The sequence below is a fragment of the Sanguibacter suaedae genome, assembly GCF_016342785.1.
Lineage (GTDB): Bacteria > Actinomycetota > Actinomycetes > Actinomycetales > Cellulomonadaceae > Sanguibacter > Sanguibacter suaedae.
The window spans coordinates 54,585-74,339 of record NZ_JAEINH010000002.1; the positions used below are offsets into that span (position 1 = coordinate 54,585).

The following is a 19,755-nucleotide window of genomic DNA, read 5'->3' on the forward strand; positions in this document are numbered from 1 at the left end:
ACCACCTCGGCTCCCCACAGATCCCCGGGCACCCGGGTCGACCACAAGGACACTCATGGCCTCGTTCCTCTACCGCGTCGGACGCGGTTCCTTCACCCACCGGTGGATCGTCCTCGGCATCTGGCTCCTCGCCATCGCCGCCATCGGCATCGGCGCCGTGACCTCCGGCCTGCGCATGTCGGACACCTTCACCATCCCCGGCACCGAGTCCGCCACCGCCCAGGACCTCCTCGTCGAACGCTTCGGCGAGGCCGCCACCGGCGTCGGCGCAGGCACCGGCGCCGCAGCCGAGGCCGACGAGGAAGCCCCCGCGTCCACCCGCGTCGTCATCGCCGCCCCCGAGGGCGAGAGCCTCATCGACGACGGCGGCATCCAGGTCGCGCTCGGAGCGCTCGCCCCCGTCGCCGAGGCCGACGGCGTCGTCTCCGTCTCCGACCCCACCCAGACCGGCACCGTCGCCCCCGACGGCTCCGTCCTCTACGTCGACGTCCAGTACGACGTCCCCACCGACGACGTCCCCGACGCCACCCACGACGCCATCGTCGCCGTCGAGGACACCCTCGAGGACCAGGGCTACACCGTCGCCCTCACCGGCGGCCCCTTCACCGAACCCCTCGAGCTGCTCTCCGCCACCGAGCTCGTCGGCGTCGTCGTCGCCCTCGTCGTCCTCCTCGTCACCTTCGGGTCCCTCCTCGCCGCGGGGATGCCCATCCTCACCGCCATCCTCGGCGTCGCCACCGGCGTCGGCGGCGTCCTCGCGCTCTCCGCCGTCGTCGACATCTCCTCCGCGACCCTCACCCTCGCGCTCATGCTCGGCCTCGCCGTCGGCATCGACTACGCGCTCTTCCTCCTCTCCCGGCACCGCCAGCAGCTCGCCGAGGGCCTCGACCCCGCCGAGTCCGCCGGGCGTGCCGTCGGCACCGCCGGCAGCGCCGTCGTCTTCGCCGGGCTCACCGTCGTCATCGCCCTCTCCGGCCTCGCCGTCACCGGCATCCCGTTCCTCTCCGTCATGGGGTACGCCGCCGCCGCGACCGTCGCCGTCGCCGTCCTCATCGCCGTCACCCTCCTGCCCGCCCTCATGGGCTTCGCCGGCACGCGCCTCGTCCCGCGCGGCCGCGCCAAGGCCCGCGCGGAGCGCTCGCAGAACGCCGAGAACCGGTGGGGCACCACCGTCACCAAGCACCCCGTGATCACGCTCGTCGTCGGCACGGTGCTCCTCGGCCTCGTCGCCATCCCCGCCCTGTCCATGCGCCTCGGCCTGCCCGACGCCGGGCAGGAGCCCCTCGAGTCGAGCAGCCGCGAGGCCTACGACCTCCTCGCCGACGGCTTCGGTGCGGGCATCAACGGCCCGCTCGTCGTCCTCGTGGATGCAGCCGACGACCCCGCGGCGCTCATGGAGGCCGCCACGGAGATCTCCGAGGCCGTCGCCGCCGTCGACCACGTCGCGTACGTCGCCCCACCCATGCCCAACGGTGCCGAGGGCGCCGACGCCGCGCTCGTGCTCGTCGTCCCCGAGACCGGGCCCAACTCCGAGGAGACCGCGGACGTCGTCCACGACATCCGGGACCTGCGCCCCGACCTCGAGGCCAGCACCGGCGTGCAGTACGCCGTGACCGGGGCCGCAGCGGCCAACATCGACGTCACCGAGAAGCTCGCGGGAGCCCTCCCGCTGTTCCTCGCGGTCGTCGTGGGGCTCGCGCTCGTGCTGCTCCTCGTGGCGTTCCGGTCGATCCTCGTCCCCGTCACCGCGGTGCTCGGCTTCCTTCTCACCGTCGCGGCGGCCTTCGGTGCCACGACCGCCGTGTACCAGTGGGGCTGGCTCGCCGACGTGTTCTCCGTGTCGAGCCCCGCACCGCTCCTGAGCTTCATGCCGGTGCTGCTCGTCGGGATCCTCTTCGGTCTGGCCATGGACTACCAGGTGTTCCTCGTGTCGCGCATGCGTGAGGACTTCGTCCACGGCGCCGAGCCGCTCGCCGCGGTCCGGTCCGGGTACGCGCACGGCGCTCGCGTGGTGCTCGCCGCCGCGCTCATCATGATCGCCGTGTTCGCCAGCTTCGTGTTCTCCGGCAACACGACGATCGCCCCCATCGCCTTCGCCATGGGCGTGGGCATCGCGTTCGACGCGCTGATCGTCCGCATGACCATGATCCCGGCCGTGATGGCGCTGCTCGGCGGGAGCGCCTGGTGGCTCCCACGCTGGTTGGACAAGGCCCTGCCGCGGGTCGACATCGAGGGCACGTCGCTCGAGCGCTCGGCCGACGTGCCGGCCGTCGAGGCGGAGGGGCGGCCCGCCGCGGGCTGAGCCCGCACCGCCCGGCGAGAACCGCCCTGAGGCGCACCGACCATCCGTGGACGGTGCGCCTCAGGTGTCTCAGGCGTCCCTGAGCGGACCGCCCGTCGCCGCGAGGTGCTCGGTGAGGTGCCGCAGGGCGCCGCCGACGCGCAGGCCGTCGTGCTCGTGCTCGTTCGTCACCCACGCGTACGTGTTCCCCACGTGCTCGGCCGTCTCCAGGGAGAGGTCGGCGGGGACGAACATGTCGTCGTGGTACACGGCCGCCACGACCGGGACCTCGTTCGCGGCCAGCACGTCGAGGTCGTACAGCGGGGACCACTCCGTGCGGCGGTGCAGCTCCTCCGTCGCGGCACGGAACGGCCGCAGCGCCGCGATCTCCTCGAACATCCACGGGTAGATCATCTCGCCGGTGAGCAGCAGCGGCCGCGCGTCGGGCGCGAAACCGGGGTGCTCGGCGCGGACCTCCTCGCACGCCCATCCGGGGCGTGCCGTGCCCGACGCGTAGATGGCCTCCTGGAGCACCGCGTAGAGCGGGTTCGCCCGGTAGGACGTCTCGGCGGCCACGTGCGCGAGGAACGTGTCCGAGAGGTCCTCGGAGCCGGGGTCGAGGGCCTCGTCGAGCGCCCAGTGCACGCGCTCGAAGCCGTGCTTCATCCCGAAGTCCGACCCGAGGGTCTGGAGGCGGCGGACGGTGAGGAGGTCACCGTCGGGCAGGCGCACGTCGCCCGCCGAGATCCGGTCCGCGACCGCGGCCAGGCGGTCCGCGTCCTGGGGGAACCGGTCCCGGAAGAGGGCGTTCTTCACGGCCGTGCGCGGGTAGGTCCGCCGGTACACCTCGTGGGCGTCGGGACGGATCACGCCCGGGAGGCCGCCCGTGACGTAGCAGGCCGAGAGGCCCTGCGGTGCCTGCGACAGGTAGGTGAGGGTGATGAACCCGCCGTAGGACTGGCCGAGGGACTCCCAGCGGCGGCCGCCGTACACGGTGGTGCGGACGTGCTCGGCGTCGGCGACGATCGAGTCCGCCCGGAAGTGGGTGAGGTGCTCCGCCTGCTCGGCGGGCGTGCCCAGCGCCGTGAGCGAGTCGCCCCGGACGGCGGACGACCGTCCGGTGCCGCGCTGGTCGAGCAGCACGACGCGGTGGGTGGCGAGCATGTGACCGACCCAGCCGTCGGGCCCGGTGGGGCGCGGGCCCTTGCCGCCGGGGCCGCCCTGGAGGAAGACGAGCAGGGGGAGGTCCTCGTGGCGGCGGGCCGGGGCGACGAGCTCACGGACGAAGAGGGTGAGCGTGCGGGTGTCGGACTCGTCGGACCAGACGAGGGGGACGGTGACCTCACGGTCGGTGACGTGCATCCCGGGGACGGTGTAGCTCACGGTGGACGTCGTGGTCGAGCGGGAGGGGACGTGGCCGGAGCCGCCCGAGGCGGGGGACGCGGAGCTGGGTGCTGGGTGGTCGGAGCGCATGCCCCATCCTCCCAGCCGCCCTACCCGGACCGAGCCCTCGGTCCCGACCACCGCTCCGACCTTCGCGTCACGCCGAGTTCGGTACTTCAAGTCGACTTCGGCGGCACGAGATACCGGTCTCGACTGAAAGTGCCGAACTCGGCGACGTCAGGCGCCTCGACCGGAAACGGCAAGGACCCGGCAGCGCTCCTGGAGGAGGAGCGCTGCCGGGTCCCTGTGGCGTGGTGTCAGCTCACGTCGTCGTCGACCCAGTCGAACGTCTTGGTCACGGCCTTCTTCCACAGGCGGTACTGGCGGTCGCGCTCGTCGGAGTCGGCCTGCGGGGTCCACCGCTTGCCCTCGGCCCAGTTGTCGCGCACGTCCTGCTCGCCGTTCCAGAACCCGACGGCGATGCCGGCCGCGTATGCCGCACCCAGGGCCGTGGTCTCGGCGACCTCGGGGCGGATCACGGGGACGCCCAGCTGGTCGGCCTGGAACTGCATGAGCAGCTCGTTGGCGACCATGCCGCCGTCGACCTTGAGCTCGGTGAGGTCCACGCCGGAGTCGGCGTTCATGGCGTCGAGGACCTCGCGGGTCTGGAACGCCGTGGACTCGAGGGCGGCACGCGCGATGTGGTTCTTGTTGACGTAGCGCGTGAGGCCGACGAGCGCGCCGCGGGCGTCGGGACGCCAGTGCGGGGCGAAGAGCCCGGAGAACGCAGGCACGAAGTACGCGCCGCCGTTGTCCTCCACCTTGTTGGCGTAGTACTCGACGTCCGGGGACTCCTCGAAGAGGCCGAGGTTGTCCCGGAGCCACTGGATGAGCGAGCCCGTCACGGCGATCGAGCCCTCGAGCGCGTACACCTGGGGGGCGTCACCGATCTTGTAGCAGACGGTGGTGAGGAGCCCGTTCTTCGAGGCGATGGGCTCCGTCCCGGTGTTGAGGAGCATGAAGTTGCCGGTGCCGTAGGTGTTCTTCGCGGTGCCGACCTCGAAGCACGCCTGCCCGAACGTCGCTGCCTGCTGGTCACCGAGGATCCCGGCGATCGGGACGTCGGGAAGCATGCCGCGCTTGCGCCCGTGGCCGTACACCTCGGAGGAGGAGCGGATCTCGGGGAGCATCGACATGGGGATGCCCATGTCCTTGGCGATGTCCTCGTTCCACGTGAGGGAGTCGATGTTCATGAGCATGGTGCGCGACGCGTTCGTCACGTCCGTGATGTGCACACCGCCCTCGGTGCCGCCGGTCATGTTCCACAGGACCCAGGTGTCGGTGTTCCCGAAGAGGAGGTCGCCGCGCTCGGCGGCCTCGCGGGCGCCGTCGACGTTGTCGAGGATCCACTTGACCTTGGGGCCGGAGAAGTAGGTGGCGAGGGGGAGGCCGACGGTGGCCTTGTACTTGTCCGGTCCCTCGGACCCGCCGAGCTCGTCGACGATCTTCTGCGTGCGGGTGTCCTGCCACACGATGGCGTTGTACACGGGCTTGCCGGTGGTCCTGTCCCACACCACGGCGGTCTCGCGCTGGTTGGTGATGCCGACTGCGGCGAGGTCCTCGTGCGTGAGGTTCCCGCGGGTCAGGGCCAGGCCGACGGCCTCACGGACGTTGTTCCAGATCTGCTCGGGGTTGTGCTCCACCCACCCGGCGCGCGGGAAGATCTGGTCGTGCTCGAGCTGGCCCACGGAGTGGATCGTGCCGGCGTGCGTGAACACGATGGCGCGCGAGCTCGTGGTGCCCTGGTCGATGGCGAGGACGTACTTGGTGGTCATGAGGAGGTTCCTTCACGTCGTTGTGGGTGAGAGGCGTCCGGTGCCCCTCGAGGGCTTGGTCAGGCGAGGGCTCCGGCGGTGAGACCTGCGATGGCTCCACCGACGAGGGGGCCGACGACCGGCACCCACGCGTACGACCAGTCGCTGGAGCCCTTGCCCTTGATGGGCAGGAGGGCGTGGGCGATTCGCGGGCCGAGGTCACGCGCGGGGTTGATGGCGTATCCGGTGGGGCCTCCGAGGCTCGCACCGATACCGACCACGAGGAGGGCGACGGCCAGCGGGCCCAGGTCGGAGGGGGTGTTCGCGAACTCGAGGATGACGTAGACGAGGACGAACGTCGCGATGACCTCGGTGACGAGGTTCCAGCCGTAGGAGCGGATCTCGGGACCGGTCGAGAACACGCCGAGCTTGATGGCGGCGGGTGCCTCGAGGTCGAAGTGGGGCTTGTAGGCGACGAACGCCAGGACGGCGCCGATGAACGCCCCGAGCAGGCTCGCCGCGAGGTAGAGGAGGGTGTTCCCGACGGTGACGGGGAGGGCGGCGGCGCCCCCGAAGTCCTCGGCGCCGCTGGTGATGATGCCGATGGTCACGGCGGGGTTGATGTGGGCGCCCGACTTCCAGGAGGCGAAGACACCGGCGAAGACGGCGAGCCCCCAGCCGAAGTTGATCATCAGGGTCCCACCCCCGGAGCCCTTCGTCCTCGGCAGGATGACGTTGGCGACGACTCCTGCACCGAGGAGGATGAGGAGGGCCGTGCCGACGACCTCGGCGATGAAGACCTCGCCTGCGGAAATGTCCATCATGTTCCTTCTTTCGGGGGTGGACTTCGTTGTCTTTCCCTCCCGGTCGCGATCGCGCGGCCGGGACGTGTGTGCGGTGCGCGCGCCCCCCTGCGCGCACCGTCGTGATCAGGTCCCGGCGGGCCCGGCTGCTGCCCGGGAGTCCGTCGGCGACCCTGGCTTGTGACCACCGCCGGTACCACCGGCGGTGAGCTCCGCGAGCGGCGCGACGTCGTCGGCGGCGAGGCGGGTGCGCTCGGCCGTCGCGTCGTCGGGGTCCTGCTCGGCCGCGGCCTCGGCCTCGGCGCGCGCCGTGTATGCGGCGACCTCCGCGAGGCGGGTGTCCTCGTCCCAGCCGAGCCCGTCGGCCGCGATGCGGGAGATCTCGTCGAGGGCGGCGATGCCGCGGTCGGCGACCTCGTAGTTGAGGCGGGTGCGGTGGAGCATGATGTCCTCGAGGTGGAGGACCCCTTCGTGGGACACGGCGTACGCGATCTCGGCGCGCAGGTACGCGGGTGCGTGGGCGAGGGGTGCGGCCATCCCGGGGTCGGCCTCGCACATCTCGACGATGTCCGACAGGAGCGCTCCGTACCGGTGGAGCAGGTGGTCGACGAGGGCCGGGGTCCACCCGTAGGTGGCGGCGTGGCGACGGCCCCAGTTCTGCTGGACCTCGAGCCCGGTCGCGCCGAGCAGCGGCACGTTGGTGGTGATGGACGGCCGGGCCTTGGCGCCCTTGCCGAGGGCGAAGTCGACGGCGTCCTGCGCCATGACGCGGTAGGTGGTGAGCTTCCCGCCGGCGATGACGGTGAGGCCCGGGGTGGGGGAGGCGACCGTGTGCTCGCGGGACACCTTCGCGGAGGACGTGCCCTCCTTGGTGCCCGGCTGGAGGAGGGGGCGCAGCCCGGCCCAGGTACCGATGATGTCGTCACGGGTGATGGGGTCGGCGAGCACGGAGTTGGCGCGCTCGAGGACGTACTCGATGTCCGCGGAGGTGGCGACGGGGTGCTGGAGCTCCTGCTCCCACGGGGTGTCGGTGGTGCCGATGACCCAGTACCGCGACCAGGGGATGACGAAGAGGACGCTCTTCTCGGTCTGGAGGATCAGGCCGACCTTGCCCTTGATGCGTTCGCGGGGGACGACGATGTGGACGCCCTTGGAGGCGAGGACGCGCAGCCCGCCCTCGGTGCCGGCGAGGCTCTCGGTCTCCTCGGTCCACACGCCCGTCGCGTTGATGACGTTGCGTGCCTTGACGGGGAACCGGTCACCGGTCTCGAGGTCCGCGAGGACGGCTCCGTCGACGCGTCCGGACGCGTCCTTGGTGAGCTCGACGAGCTGGGTGCGGCTCGCCGCGTGGGCGCCGTAGGAGGCGGCGGTGCGGATGAGCGTGGTGACGAGGCGGGCATCGTCGACGGACCCGTCCCAGTAGCGCACCGCCCCGATGGCGGCGTCGTGGCGGAGGTCGGGGAAGAGCCGCGCCATGCCCTTGCGGGTCACGTGCTTGTGGAGGGGCAGGGCGCGCTTGCCGGGGGCGATGCTCGCGAGGGTGTCGTAGAGCGCGACGCCGGCACCGACGTACCCGCGCTCCCACACCCGGTGCTCGAGGGGGTAGAGGAACGACACGGGGCGGACGAGGTGGGGGGCGAGCTTGGTGATGAGGAGGTCGCGCTCGGTGAGGGCCTCGTGGACGAGGCTGAAGTCGAGCATCTGGAGGTACCGGAGGCCACCGTGGACGAGCTTGCTGGACCGGCTCGACGTGCCGGAGGACCAGTCCTGGGCCTCGACGATCGCGGTCGTCAGGCCACGGGTCACGGCGTCGAGGGCGATCCCGGCACCGGTGACGCCGCCGCCGACGACGAGGACGTCGACCGGTTCGTCGGTGCTGGCGCGGAGGGCGTCGAGCGACTCCTGCCGGGTGGTGGGGGTGAGCCTGGACGACGTGCCTGATGTGGACATGGGTGAACCTTTCGACGCGGTGCGTCGTCCTAACGTCACACTGTCAGAACGTTCTCGCAACCGGGCTGCACGTATGTGCACAATGGCGCGATGAGCCCACGCGAGCAGGACGTCCTCAAGGCAGCCTCCATGTACTACCTGCAGGACCTCAAGATGGAGACCATCGCCAAGCACCTGGGGACCTCGCGCTCGACGGTCTCGCGCCTCGTCAAGGAGGCCCGGGAGACCGGCCTCGTCGAGATCACCCTGCGTCCCACCCGGTCGCGGGCGCCCGGGCTGGGGCACGTCATCCGCGCGACCTACGGGATCGAGGCGTTCGTGGTGCCCGTGCCCGACGAGGCGACCCACGAGGAACGTCTCGACCAGGTGGCTCTCACCACGGCTCGGCTCATGGGGAACTGGTTCGAGTCGGACATGGTGCTCGCCCTCGCATGGGGCACCACGCTGGGGGCGATCAGCCGGCACCTGCCGAGGAAGCCGACCCGCGGCAGCGCCGTCGTCCAGCTCAACGGGGCGGCCAACATGCGCACCAGCGGGGTGGAGTACGCCGGCGACCTCATCGCCGGGTTCGGGAGGGCGTTCGGGGCTCACGTGCACTATTTCCCAGTGCCGGCGTTCTTCGACTACGCCCACACCAAGGAGGCGATGTGGCGCGAGCGCTCGGTCCGCCGGGTCCTCGAGGTCCAGCGCAGGGCGGACGTCGCCCTGTTCTCCGTGGGCGCCCTCTCGGGCGGCCTGCCCAGCCACGTGTACTCGGCCGGGTACCTCGAGCCCGACGACGTGGCGACCCTCGACGTCGAGGGCGTCGTCGGCGACGTCTGCACGGTGTTCCTCCGCGCGGACGGCACGTACAGCGATATCGAGCTCAACGCGCGGGCCACCGGCCCCTCGCCCCGGGAGCTCGCGCGCATCCCGCGGCGGGTGTGCGCCGTCGCCGGGGACAACAAGGTGGTGCCGCTGCGGGCGGCGCTGCGGGCCGGGGTCGTCACGGACCTCGTGGTCGACGAGCGCACGGCGCACCTGCTCGTCGACGACTGACGGACCAGCCGAGCCGTCCGCCGCGCCGGAGACGTCTCCAGATGTGGGGGCTCCGCTCCCTGCCTACGGTGGGAGGGTCCACGACCCCGGCTCAGGAGGAACCATGCGCACCCTCGAGATGATGGAGACCCACCCCGCCCGGATCACGGTCGACACGGCCCTGCTGTCGCGCGTCATCGACTCGTTGGTCGAGTGCGCGCAGACCTGCACGGCCTGCGCGGACGCCTGCCTGTCGGAGGACATGGTCGCCGACCTGCGCGACTGCATCCGGACCAACCTCGACTGCGCGGACGTCTGCGGTGCCACCGCCAGGGTCCTCGGTCGGCACACGGCGTACGACGGGAACGTCGTCCGCGCCCTGCTCGAGGCGTGCGTCGTCGCGTGCCGGACGTGCGGCGACGAGTGCGGGTCGCACGCCGAGATGCACGCGCACTGTCGTGTGTGCGCCGAGGTGTGCCGGGCGTGCCGGGCGGCGTGCGAGGAGCTCCTCGCGGTGATGTGAGGAACGGCCCCGGCCGGAGACCTGGGGTCGGGGCGCGCGCACCACGCGATGGGAACATATGCACCCGAGTGCATAAGGAGTATGGTCCGACGATGACGACCACACAGCGCCCGTCGCGCGCCCCCGTGACCCTCCGCACCGCGCTCCCGCGGGACGTGCGCGGGATCCGGGCGCTCGTCGAGCCCTACGCGGAGCGCCGGATCCTCGTCGCCAAGGAAGCCGTCGCGTACTACGAGACCGTCCAGGAGTTCGTCGTCGCCGACGCGGGGACGCCCGTGGCGCCCGACGTCGTCGGCTGCGGGGCGCTCCACGTCATGTGGGAGGACCTCGCGGAGATCCGCACCCTCGCCGTCGCCCCCGGCCTCGTCGGCACAGGGGTGGGGCACGGCATCGTCGACGCGCTCCTCTCCCGCGCCCGGGACCTCGGTCTGGCCAGGGTCTTCTGCCTCACCTTCGAGGTCGACTTCTTCTCGCGGCACGGGTTCGAGGTCATCGAGGGCACGCCCGTGGAACCGGACGTGTACGTCGAGCTGTTGCGCTCCCACGACGACGGCGTCGCCGAGTTCCTCGACCTCGCGCGGGTCAAACCGAACACCCTGGGCAACACGCGGATGCTCGTCGAGCTCTGACCCTAGGCAGGCAGGTGGTACGCGTCGTCGGTCTGCTCCACGAGCCCGTCCTCCACCAGGCTCGCGACGCAGCGGTCCAGCTGTGCCCGGTCCGGCCAGAGGTCGAGCACCCGAGCCCTGGGTACGTGCCCGTCCGCCGCGCGGAGCGCACCCATCACACGACCGCGAACCTGCCGGTCGGTCCCCGCCCAGCCCTGGCTGCGCCGTCGCGACGCGTGCTCGTCGTCCGGGTACCCCGCCAGGCGCCAGGCGCACAGCCCGGCGACCGGGCACGCGTCGCAGCGCGGAGCACGGGCCGTGCACACCACGGCACCGAGCTCCATCGAGGACGCCGCCCACAGCGCCGCGGCGTCGTCGTCCTCGGGGGCGGCGGCCGCCGCGAGGGCCGCCTCCGCGGCGGTCGGCGACGGAGCGGGCAGCGCGACCCCGGACACGGTCCGGGCGAGCACCCGACGGACGTTGGTGTCGAGCACCACGGACCGGCGACCGAAGGCGAACGCGACCACCGCCGCCGCCGTGTAGGTCCCCACCCCCGGAAGGGCGAGCAGGTCCGCCTCGTCCTCGGGCACCACGCCGCCGTGCTGCTCCGCGACCACACGAGCGCACTCCTGGAGGCGCAGCGCACGCCTCGGGTACCCGAGCGAGCCCCAAGCACGGAGGACGTCGGCCGTCGGCGCGGCCGCGAGGGCTGCGGCGTCCGGCCAGCGCTCCATCCACTCGACCCACACGGGGGCGACACGCGCCACGGGCGTCTGCTGCGACATGACCTCGCTCACCAGCACCCCCCACGGTGTGCGGTCCGCGGCGCGCCACGGCAGCGGGCGGGCGGTCCGCGCGAACCACTCGCCCGTCACGGAGCGCAGCTCGTCGACGTCGAGCGGGGTGCCGTGCTCGTCGGGCCGGGGACGGAAGGGAGCGGGGCGGGCGGTTCGCACCCACCCATTGTGCGTGGCCCGACGGGCGTGCCTGCGCACGAACCGGCGCGCCCTGCCCCTGGGGACCGTCCCGTCACCGTAGGTTGGGAGCACCCGGACGTGGGCGGCGCTGCCGCCCGAGGGAAGGACTGGTGCCATGGACGACGACCGTCCCGGAGCCGCGGGTCGGCGACCCGCCCCGACGCGCCCCTCCGGCCGGACCGACCGGTCGCGGCCCGCGCCTCGGCCGCGCGCGGACCGCTCGACGGGCCGACCTCCGGCGAAGGTCCTCGTCGTGCGGTGGGTGGTGGTCCTCGCGCTGCTCGCCGCCGTCGTCACGGGTGTGGTCCTCGGGGTCGCCGCCCTCCTCAGGACCGTCGGTGGTTCCGACGAGGAGCCCGCGCCGCCCGCCGCGGAGGCCACGGAACCGGAGCCTGGGGCCGAGGGCCCGGCCGACTGCACGGCTGACGACCTGCGTGTGGCGCTCGCCGCGGACGCGCCGACGTACGCGGTGGGGTCGACGGCGGACTTCTCCGTGACGCTCGTCCACGTGGGGGAGGCGCCCTGCACGGTCGACGCGGGACCTGCCGGACGTGAGCTGGTGGTGACGTCCGGGTCGGACCGGGTGTGGGCGAGCAGCGACTGCACGCCGCCGGAGTCCCGGATGCTCCTGCTGTCGCCCGGCGGTGAGGACGTCTCGTCCGTCGCCTGGGCTACCGACCGTTCGGCTCCTGAGTGCCCGGCCGACCTCCCGGTGCCGGGGGCAGGGACCTACCAGGCGGTGGTGACGGTGGGGGATGTGACGTCGGAGCCCGTGGTGCTCCAGGTCACCGTCGGCTGATCACCGGTCTCAGACGTAGCGCTCGAGGATGCTCGACTCGGCCAGGCGGGAGAGCCCCTCGCGGACCGAGCGGGCGCGCTGCTCGCCCACGCCGTCGACCATCATGAGGTCCTCGATGGTCGCGGCGAGGAGCTTCTGGAGACCACCGAAGTGCGACACGAGGCGCGCGACCACGGTGTTGGGAAGGCGCGGCACCTTGGACAGGAGCCGGTACCCGTGGGGTGCGACGGCGGCGTCGAGGGCCTCGCCGCCGCCGGGAAGGCCGAGGACGCGACCGATGAGGCCGAGGTCGAGGAGCTCGGTGGAGTCGAGCCGGGCGAGCGCGGAGAGGACCTGCTCGACGGAGTGGTCCTTGCGGCCCACCTCGACGTAGTCGCGGATGACGAACTCGCGGTCGGAGCCGATGCCACCGATGAGCTCGTCGAGCTGGAGGGCGAGGAGCCGCCCGTCGGTGCCGAGCTCGACGACGTAGCCGGCGATCTCCTCGGAGATGCGGCCGACCATCTCGAGGCGCTGCACCACCGCGCACACGTCGCGGACGGTGACGAGGTCCTCGATCTCGAGGGCGGACAGGGTGCCGCTCACCTCGTCGAGTCGGGCCTTGTACCGCTCGAGGGTGGCGAGGGCCTGGTTGGCGCGGGACAGGATCGTGTCGGGGTCCTCGAGGACGTACCGGGACCCGCCGACGTAGAGGGCGACGATGCGCATCGACTGGCTCACGGAGATCACGGGGAACCCGGTCTGCTTGGCGACGCGCTCGGCGGTGCGGTGCCGGGTTCCGGACTCCGTGGTCTCGATGAGCGGGTCCGGGAGGAGCTGGACGGCGGCGCGCAGCACGCGGTTCGCGTCGCGGTCGAGGACGATGGCACCGTCCATCTTCGCGAGCTCGCGCAGGCGGGTGGAGGAGAACTCGACGTCGAGCACGAACCCGCCGGAGCTGATGGTCTCCACGGTGTCGTCGAACCCGAGCACGATGAGCGCCCCGGTGCGTCCGCGGAGGATGCGTTCGAGCCCGTCCCGCAGCTCGGTGCCCGGCGCGACGGCGGCCAGGGTCTCTCGGAGGAGCTCGTCGATGTGCGCGGGGGAGTTTGCCACGGGGAGAATCCCACGCGGTCCGTGCGGGGGAGCCGGCGAAGATCTCCTGGGTGCGCTGGACGGCCTCGGCGAGGTTCGCGGCCGGGAGGAGCGTCATGCCCGCGGGGGCGGGGCCGCTCGTCCCCGCCGGGACGACCGCGCGCGTGAAGCCGAGCCGCGCGGCCTCGCTCAGGCGCCGCCCGATGCCGGTGACGGCCCGCAGCTCCCCGGCGAGCCCCACCTCGCCGATGGCGATCGTGCCCACGGGCATGGACCGGTTCTCGAGGGCGCTCAGCGTGGCGAGGGCGATGGCGAGGTCGGCCGCGGGCTCCGTGACCCGGGCCCCGCCGATGGTCGACACGTAGACGTCCGCGTCGCTGAGCCGGGCGCCGAGGTGCCGGTGCACGACGGCGAGGATCATCGCCAGACGGCTCGAGTCGATGCCGCTCGTGGTACGGCGTGGGTTGGCGAGCGGGCTCGCGACCACGAGCGACTGGATCTCGAGGGCCAGCGGGCGCCGGCCCTCGAGGGTGACGGTCACGCACGTCCCGGGGACGGCGAGGTTGATGTGGGACAGGAAGAGCCCGCTGGGGTCGGCGAGCCCGGTGATGCCGTCCTCGGTGAGCTCGAAGCACCCCACCTCGTCGGTGGGCCCGTAGCGGTTCTTCACGGCACGGACCATGCGCAGGCGGGAGTGGCGGTCCCCCTCGAACTGGCAGACGACGTCGACCAGGTGCTCGAGGGTGCGCGGTCCGGCGACCGCGCCGTCCTTGGTGACGTGCCCGACGAGGATCACCGGCATGTTGCGGGCCTTGGCCGCGGCGATGAGGGCGGCGGCGACCTCGCGCACCTGGCTCACTCCTCCCGGGGACCCCTCGACCTGGGCCGACGCGACCGTCTGCACGGAGTCGACGATGAGGAGGTCGGGCTCGACGGCCTCGACCTGACCGAGCACCAGGCCCAGGTCCGTCTCGGCCGCGAGGAGGAGCCCAGGGTCGAGCGCTCCGATCCGCTCCGCGCGCAGACGTACCTGGCCCGCCGACTCCTCGCCGGTGATGTACAGCACGCGACGTCCCCCGCGGGCCGACGTCGCGGCGACGTCGAGGAGCAGCGTCGACTTGCCCACGCCGGGCTCCCCGGCGAGGAGGACGACGGCGCCCGGCACGATGCCGCCACCGAGCACACGGTCGAACTCGCTGATGCCCGTGGGCGTGGCCTGCGCCGCGTCGACGTCGATCTCCCCGATGGGGCGCGCCACGTTCCGGGTGGGTGCCGACGCCGTGGTGCGCGGACCGGAGGCCGCCGCGGCGGCCTCCATGACGGTGCCCCACGCCTGGCACTCGCTGCAGCGCCCCGCCCACTTGGCCGTCGTCCACCCGCACTCGGTGCAGTGGTAGGCGGGGCGTGCCGCACGGGCGGAGGCGCGGGACGTGGACGAGGAGGACATGCGCGTCACGCTAGCCGTCCCCTCCGACACCCCGTGCACGGCCACTGCCGAGCGCATCGTCCGGGTGGGGCGGACTCAGACCGCGGAGCCCGCCGTCTCCCGGGTCACGGGCGTCCGGGACGACGCGTGCTCGAGGTGCATGGCGGGCACGACGGTGACCGGGCGGTCCGCACGGTGCAGGACGGCGGACGACACCGACCCGAGGACGAGCTCCCGCAACGGGCCCCGGTTGCGTCGGCCGACCACGAGGAGCTCGGCGCCGGCCGCCTCCTCGAGGAGCACCGTCGCCGGGGCGCCCCGACGCTGCACCGCCCGCACCTCGACCTCCGGTGCCGACCGGGCGGCGCCCGAGCGCAGCCGGGCCGCCACGGCGTCCACGAGGTGCTGGTGGTGCTCGGCGGCACGCGAGGACCACCCGGACTCCCACGCGAGCACGATCGTCAGCGGCACCCCACGTGCCCGTGCCTGCTGGAACGCCCACTCGACGGCCTCGTCGGCGCTCGCCGACCCGTCGCTCCCCACGACGACGCCGTACCCGTCGCACGGTCCCTCGGCCCGAGAACCGTGCTGCCGGTGGTGGCCGTCGGGGCCAGGACGCTGCGTGCTCATCTGATCCTCCTCGTCGAGAACGTCCTCCCAGTGTCCTCCGCGTCCCCCACGGCCGGTGGGCCCAACGTCCCGCCGTGGCTCCGCCGCGCGGGCGGACGCACGCCGTAGGCTGACGCCAGCCGACGACGTCACCCCGGCCGGGGTGCGGGAACGAGGAGAGCATGACCGATCAGCACGGCCGCGGGCGCCCGACCACGGGACCACGGTGGGCCGCGGCCGTCAGCCGCTTCGGCGAGCGGCTCCCCGGCCCGCCCTGGCTCGTCTGGGTCCTCCTGGTCGTGATCCTCCTCGCGGTGGTCGTCGGCGTCGTCCTCGCCCTCACCGGGACCGAGGACGACGAGCAGGCGGCCCCGGCGCCCACGGTCACCGTCACCGCCCCGGAGCCGACGCCGGCCGTCGAGCCCGTCGACCGGGGCGAGGGGTCGGCGCTCCTCGGGGCGCTGCCCGGCACGGTCCGCCAGTACGCGCTCGCGGAGGTCGCCCCGTCCGAGGCGTTCGTGGCGAGCGACGTCCTCGAGTCCTACGCGCTCACGTACGTCGGGCCCGACGCGGTCGCGTCGTTCTCGGTCCTCGTGGGCCAGTGGGCCACGGCCCCCGAGGCCGCCGCTTCCGCGGCGCTGCTCCTCGAGACGGCCGGGGCGCCGACGTCCACCGGTGACGTCCTCGTCGAGGACGAGACGGTGGGCACGTACTCCGTCGTCGACCACGGGGACGGCACCGCCACCGTCGTGTGGACCAACGGGACCCTCGCGCTGCAGGCCACAGGCCCGGCCGAGGACGCCGAGAACGTCTACCGCGCCTACACCTTCTGATGGCCGGCGTTCCTCGTCCCCCGGGGATGAACGACGTCGCCCGCGCCGCGGGCGTCTCGCACCAGACCGTCTCCCGGGTGCTCAACGCGCACCCCAACGTGCGCCCGGAGACCCGGGAGCGGGTGCTCGTGGCCATCGCCGAGCTCGGGTACCGCCGCAACAGCGCCGCACGCGCCCTGGTCACGCGTCGGTCCGGCACGCTCGGGGTGGTGACGACGGGGTCGTTCCTCTTCGGGCCGTCGAGCACGCTCGTCGCCATCGAGGAGGCGGCCCGCGAGGCCGGGTACTACATCTCCGTCGCGACGCTCCGGACGGTCGACGTCACGTCCATGACGGAGGCGCTCGAGCACTTCATGGGTCAGGGGGTCGACGGGATCGTCGTCATCGCCCCGCACGCCGACGTCGTCGACGCGGTCCGTGCGTTCGAGGACGCGCTGCCGATGGTGGTCGTCGCCTCGATCCCGGACCCGCCCGAGTCGGTGACGACGGTCGCGGTCGACCAGGAGCTCGGTGCCCGGCTCGTGGTGCGCCACCTCGCGGCGCTCGGGCACGAGGAGGTCGTGCACCTGTCGGGTCCGCAGGACTGGCTCGACGCGGAGGGGCGCGTCGTGGGGTGGCGCGAGGAGTCCCGGGCGCTGGGGCTGCGCGTCGCTGAGCCGGTCGCGGGCGACTGGACCGCCGGCTGCGGCTACGACGTGGGGCGCCGGCTCGTGGAGGGCGACCTCCCCACCGCGGTGTTCGCGGCGAACGACCAGCTGGCGCTCGGCCTCCTCAGGGCCTTCCACGAGGCGGGGCTCGTGGTGCCGCGCGACGTGAGCGTGGTCGGGTTCGACGACATCACGGGCGCGGCGAACTTCATCCCCCCTCTGACGACGGTGCGCCCCGGGTTCGCGCTGCTCGGCGCCCTGATCATCGAGACGATCCTCGCCGCCCTCCAGGAAGGCGCGGCCCAGCCTGCGTCGATGGTCCCGGAGCTGGTGGTGCGTGCGAGCACGGCGCCGCCCCGCTGACCGCGGGACCGGGAATCCTCATCCTTGCACCCGGGCCTATGTGAACGTTAACATCGAGCACCGTCCCGTCCGCTGCCGCCTCCGGCCGGCGGACGGGTCGGCCCCGGCCAGCAGGACGACGCCAAGTCCTGCGAGCATGGGGAGCGCGGGCCGCGACGAAGCACCACGAGGCCCGGGCCGCCAACCGACCACCAGCACCACCCAACAGCAATGGGGCTACGAATGACCGACCCGCAGCGCGCCCTCACCATCGGCGTCGACTACGGCACCCTCTCGGGGCGTGCCGTCGTCGTCCGTGTCCACGACGGTGCCGAGCTCGGCACCGGTGTGCACGAGTACCCGCACGCCGTCATGGACCACACCCTCACCGCAGGTCCGGCCTCCGAGACCGGCTCGCCCGTGCACCTCCCGCCCGAGTGGGCGCTGCAGGTCCCGCAGGACTACGTCGACGTCCTCAAGGTCGCCGTCCCGGCCGCCATCGCCCAGGCGCAGGCCGACCACGGGATCGACGTCGCCGACATCGTCGGGATCGGTACCGACTTCACGGCGTGCACCATGGTGCCCACCACCACCGACGGCACGCCGCTGTGCGAGCTCGACGGGTTCGGCGACCGCCCGCACGCGTACGTGAAGCTCTGGAAGCACCACGCCGCGCAGGGTCAGGCCGACCGCATCAACGAGCTCGCGCACGCCCGCGGAGAGTCCTGGATCAGCCGGTACGGCGGGCTCATCTCCTCGGAGTGGGAGTTCGCCAAGGGCCTGCAGATCCTCGAGGAGGACCGCGAGGTCTACGACCGCATCGACCACTGGGTCGAGGCCGCGGACTGGATCGTGTGGCAGCTGGGCGGCGCCTACGTCCGCAACGCGTGCACCGCGGGTTACAAGGGCATCTACCAGGACGGCGAGTACCCCTCCGAGGACTTCCTCGCCGCGCTCAATCCCGACTTCCGCTCCTTCGTCGCCGACAAGGTCGAGCACGAGATCGGCCAGCTCGGCGCCGTGGCCGGCCACCTCACGGCCGAGGCCGCAGCCTGGACGGGTCTGCCCGAGGGCATCGCCGTCGCGGTCGGCAACGTCGACGCGCACGTGTGCGCACCGGCCGCCAACGCGGTGGAGCCCGGCCAGATGACCGCCATCATGGGCACCTCCACGTGCCACGTCATGAACGGCGAGGAGCTCCACGAGGTCCCCGGGATGTGCGGCGTCGTCGACGGCGGCATCGTCGAGGGCCTGTGGGGCTACGAGGCCGGCCAGTCGGGCGTGGGCGACATCTTCGGGTGGTTCGTCAACGGTTCCGTCCCGCCCGCCTACGTCGAGTCCGCCGAGGCGGAGGGCGTCTCCGTCCACCAGTACCTCACCGACCTCGCCGCCCAGCAGGAGATCGGCGAGCACGGCCTCGTCGCCCTCGACTGGCACTCCGGCAACCGTTCCGTCCTCGTCGACCACGAGCTCTCCGGGACCGTCGTCGGGCAGACGCTCGCCACCCGTCCGGAGGACACCTACCGTGCCCTCCTCGAGGCGACCGCCTTCGGGACCCGCACCATCGTCGAGACGTTCCGTGACGCCGGCGTGCCCGTGACGGAGCTCGTCGTCGCCGGCGGTCTGCTGAAGAACCGTCTCCTCATGCAGATCTACGCGGACGTCACGCGCCTGCCGCTGTCGACCATCGCGTCCGACCAGGGCCCCGCCCTGGGTTCCGCGATCCACGCCGCCGTCGCGGCCGGGGCCTACCCGGACGTCCGCACGGCGGCCCAGGTCATGGGCAAGCGCACGGTGGCCGCGTACACGCCCATCGAGGAGAACGCCGTGCGCTACGACGCGCTCTTCGCCGAGTACACCGCCCTCCACGACTACTTCGGTCGTGGCGCCAACGAGGTCATGCACCGCCTCAAGGCCATGCGCCGCGAGGCCAAGGCCGCCCGCGTCGCGTCCGCGACGGAGGTGACCGCGTGAGCGCCGCCGGGCTCGACGGCCACGGACCCGAGGTCCTCGCCGAGATCGCCGAGGTCCGCGAGACCGTGGCGCGGCTGCACGCAGAGCTGCCGCGCTGGGAGCTCGTCGTGTGGACCGCGGGCAACGTGTCCCAGCGGCTGAGGACGGCGGACCTCTTCGTCATCAAGCCCTCGGGCGTGACGTACGACGAGCTCACCCCGGAGTCGATGGTCGTGTGCGACCTCGACGGGAACCTCGTCGACGGGACGCGGTCGCCGTCGTCCGACACCGCGGCGCACGCGTACGTGTACCGCCACATGGCGCACGTCGGTGGAGTGGTCCACACCCACTCCACCTACGCGACCGCGTGGGCGGCACGGGCCGAGCCCGTGCCCTGCGTCCTGACGATGATGGCCGACGAGTTCGGCGGCGACATCCCCGTCGGACCCTTCGCCCTCATCGGTGACGACTCGATCGGCCAGGGGATCGTCGAGACGCTCTCCACGAGCCGCTCGCCCGCCGTCCTCATGCGCAACCACGGCCCCTTCACCATCGGCAAGGACGCGAAGGCCGCGGTGAAGGCCGCCGTCATGGTCGAGGAGGTCGCACGCACCGTGCACATCTCCCGCCAGCTCGGGGAGCCCACCCGTATCTCCCAGGAGCACGTCGACTCGCTCTACGACCGCTACCAGAACGTCTACGGCCGATGACCCCGG

At 72.6% G+C, this 19,755-nt stretch carries 16 protein-coding genes and 1 pseudogene; 9 read left to right on the plus strand and 8 right to left on the minus strand.

The genetic code is table 11. The features are described from left to right. Positions 1-55 precede the first annotated feature (55 nt). Positions 56-2,302: an MMPL family transporter gene (locus tag JAV76_RS02570; protein WP_198732470.1), complete on the plus strand. Its 2,247-nt coding sequence runs from the start codon at positions 56-58 to the stop codon at positions 2,300-2,302. Positions 2,303-2,371: 69 nt separating this feature from the next. On the opposite strand, the gene JAV76_RS02575 is transcribed toward JAV76_RS02570, so the two are convergent. The 4 genes from JAV76_RS02575 to JAV76_RS02590 form a co-directional block, all read right to left on the minus strand. Further along, complete coding sequence (locus JAV76_RS02575) at positions 2,372-3,643, minus strand: alpha/beta fold hydrolase (protein ID WP_230401791.1); 1,272 nt, start codon at positions 3,641-3,643, stop codon at positions 2,372-2,374. A 338-nt stretch (positions 3,644-3,981) separates the two neighbouring features. Further along, the gene (glpK, locus tag JAV76_RS02580) at positions 3,982-5,499 is read right to left on the minus strand and encodes a glycerol kinase GlpK (protein WP_198732472.1); all 1,518 of its coding nucleotides are present in this window, start codon (positions 5,497-5,499) and stop codon (positions 3,982-3,984) included. A 59-nt stretch (positions 5,500-5,558) separates the two neighbouring features. After that, positions 5,559-6,299, minus strand: a complete 741-nt coding sequence (locus tag JAV76_RS02585) for an MIP/aquaporin family protein (RefSeq protein WP_198732473.1) — start codon at positions 6,297-6,299, stop codon at positions 5,559-5,561. A gap of 108 nt (positions 6,300-6,407) precedes the next feature. Next, entirely contained in the window at positions 6,408-8,231 is a 1,824-nt protein-coding gene (locus tag JAV76_RS02590; RefSeq protein ID WP_198732474.1) for a glycerol-3-phosphate dehydrogenase/oxidase, read from the minus strand. Between the two features lie 90 nt (positions 8,232-8,321). Here JAV76_RS02590 and JAV76_RS02595 point away from each other — a divergent pair, with 90 nt between their 5' ends. The 3 genes from JAV76_RS02595 to JAV76_RS02605 all read left to right on the plus strand — a co-directional run bounded on the left by JAV76_RS02595 (position 8,322) and on the right by JAV76_RS02605 (position 10,400). Beyond that, positions 8,322-9,269, plus strand: a complete 948-nt coding sequence (locus JAV76_RS02595; protein WP_198732475.1) for a sugar-binding transcriptional regulator — start codon at positions 8,322-8,324, stop codon at positions 9,267-9,269. Positions 9,270-9,372: 103 nt separating this feature from the next. Next, a complete protein-coding gene (locus JAV76_RS02600) occupies positions 9,373-9,771 on the plus strand; it encodes a four-helix bundle copper-binding protein (protein WP_198732476.1) in 399 nt (132 codons plus the stop codon). A gap of 92 nt (positions 9,772-9,863) precedes the next feature. After that, the gene (locus tag JAV76_RS02605; RefSeq protein WP_198732477.1) at positions 9,864-10,400 is read left to right on the plus strand and encodes an amino-acid N-acetyltransferase; all 537 of its coding nucleotides are present in this window, start codon (positions 9,864-9,866) and stop codon (positions 10,398-10,400) included. 2 nt (positions 10,401-10,402) lie between these two features. On the opposite strand, the gene JAV76_RS02610 is transcribed toward JAV76_RS02605, so the two are convergent. Then, entirely contained in the window at positions 10,403-11,335 is a 933-nt protein-coding gene (locus tag JAV76_RS02610) for an iron-sulfur binding domain-containing protein (RefSeq protein WP_372402990.1), read from the minus strand. A gap of 136 nt (positions 11,336-11,471) precedes the next feature. Between JAV76_RS02610 and JAV76_RS02615 the strand changes: the two genes are divergently transcribed. Further along, on the plus strand, positions 11,472-12,155 hold the full coding sequence (locus JAV76_RS02615; RefSeq protein WP_198732479.1) for a hypothetical protein: 684 nt from the start codon (positions 11,472-11,474) through the stop codon (positions 12,153-12,155). A gap of 9 nt (positions 12,156-12,164) precedes the next feature. Here the strand turns inward: JAV76_RS02615 and disA are convergent, their stop codons facing one another. The 3 genes and pseudogenes from disA to JAV76_RS02630 form a co-directional block, all read right to left on the minus strand. After that, the gene (gene disA, locus JAV76_RS02620; protein ID WP_198732480.1) at positions 12,165-13,250 is read right to left on the minus strand and encodes a DNA integrity scanning diadenylate cyclase DisA; all 1,086 of its coding nucleotides are present in this window, start codon (positions 13,248-13,250) and stop codon (positions 12,165-12,167) included. Positions 13,251-13,299: 49 nt separating this feature from the next. Then, positions 13,300-14,676, minus strand: a pseudogene (gene radA, locus JAV76_RS02625) (DNA repair protein RadA); the annotation flags it as partial. A gap of 75 nt (positions 14,677-14,751) precedes the next feature. Then, the gene (locus JAV76_RS02630; RefSeq protein WP_198732481.1) at positions 14,752-15,285 is read right to left on the minus strand and encodes a universal stress protein; all 534 of its coding nucleotides are present in this window, start codon (positions 15,283-15,285) and stop codon (positions 14,752-14,754) included. Positions 15,286-15,446: 161 nt separating this feature from the next. Here JAV76_RS02630 and JAV76_RS02635 point away from each other — a divergent pair, with 161 nt between their 5' ends. From JAV76_RS02635 to JAV76_RS02650, 4 genes are all read left to right on the plus strand, one after another. Then, positions 15,447-16,097, plus strand: coding sequence for a hypothetical protein (locus JAV76_RS02635; protein ID WP_198732482.1), 651 nt, complete (start codon positions 15,447-15,449; stop codon positions 16,095-16,097). 26 nt (positions 16,098-16,123) lie between these two features. Continuing rightward, complete coding sequence (locus tag JAV76_RS02640; protein ID WP_198732483.1) at positions 16,124-17,107, plus strand: LacI family DNA-binding transcriptional regulator; 984 nt, start codon at positions 16,124-16,126, stop codon at positions 17,105-17,107. A gap of 222 nt (positions 17,108-17,329) precedes the next feature. After that, positions 17,330-19,060 carry a ribulokinase gene (araB, locus tag JAV76_RS02645; RefSeq protein ID WP_198732484.1) on the plus strand — a complete coding sequence of 577 codons (1,731 nt, stop codon included), beginning with the start codon at positions 17,330-17,332 and terminating at the stop codon, positions 19,058-19,060. Further along, positions 19,057-19,749 carry an L-ribulose-5-phosphate 4-epimerase gene (locus JAV76_RS02650; protein WP_198732485.1) on the plus strand — a complete coding sequence of 231 codons (693 nt, stop codon included), beginning with the start codon at positions 19,057-19,059 and terminating at the stop codon, positions 19,747-19,749. The genes araB and JAV76_RS02650 overlap by 4 nt, the downstream gene beginning before the upstream one ends. The last annotated feature ends 6 nt before the right edge of the window (positions 19,750-19,755 follow it).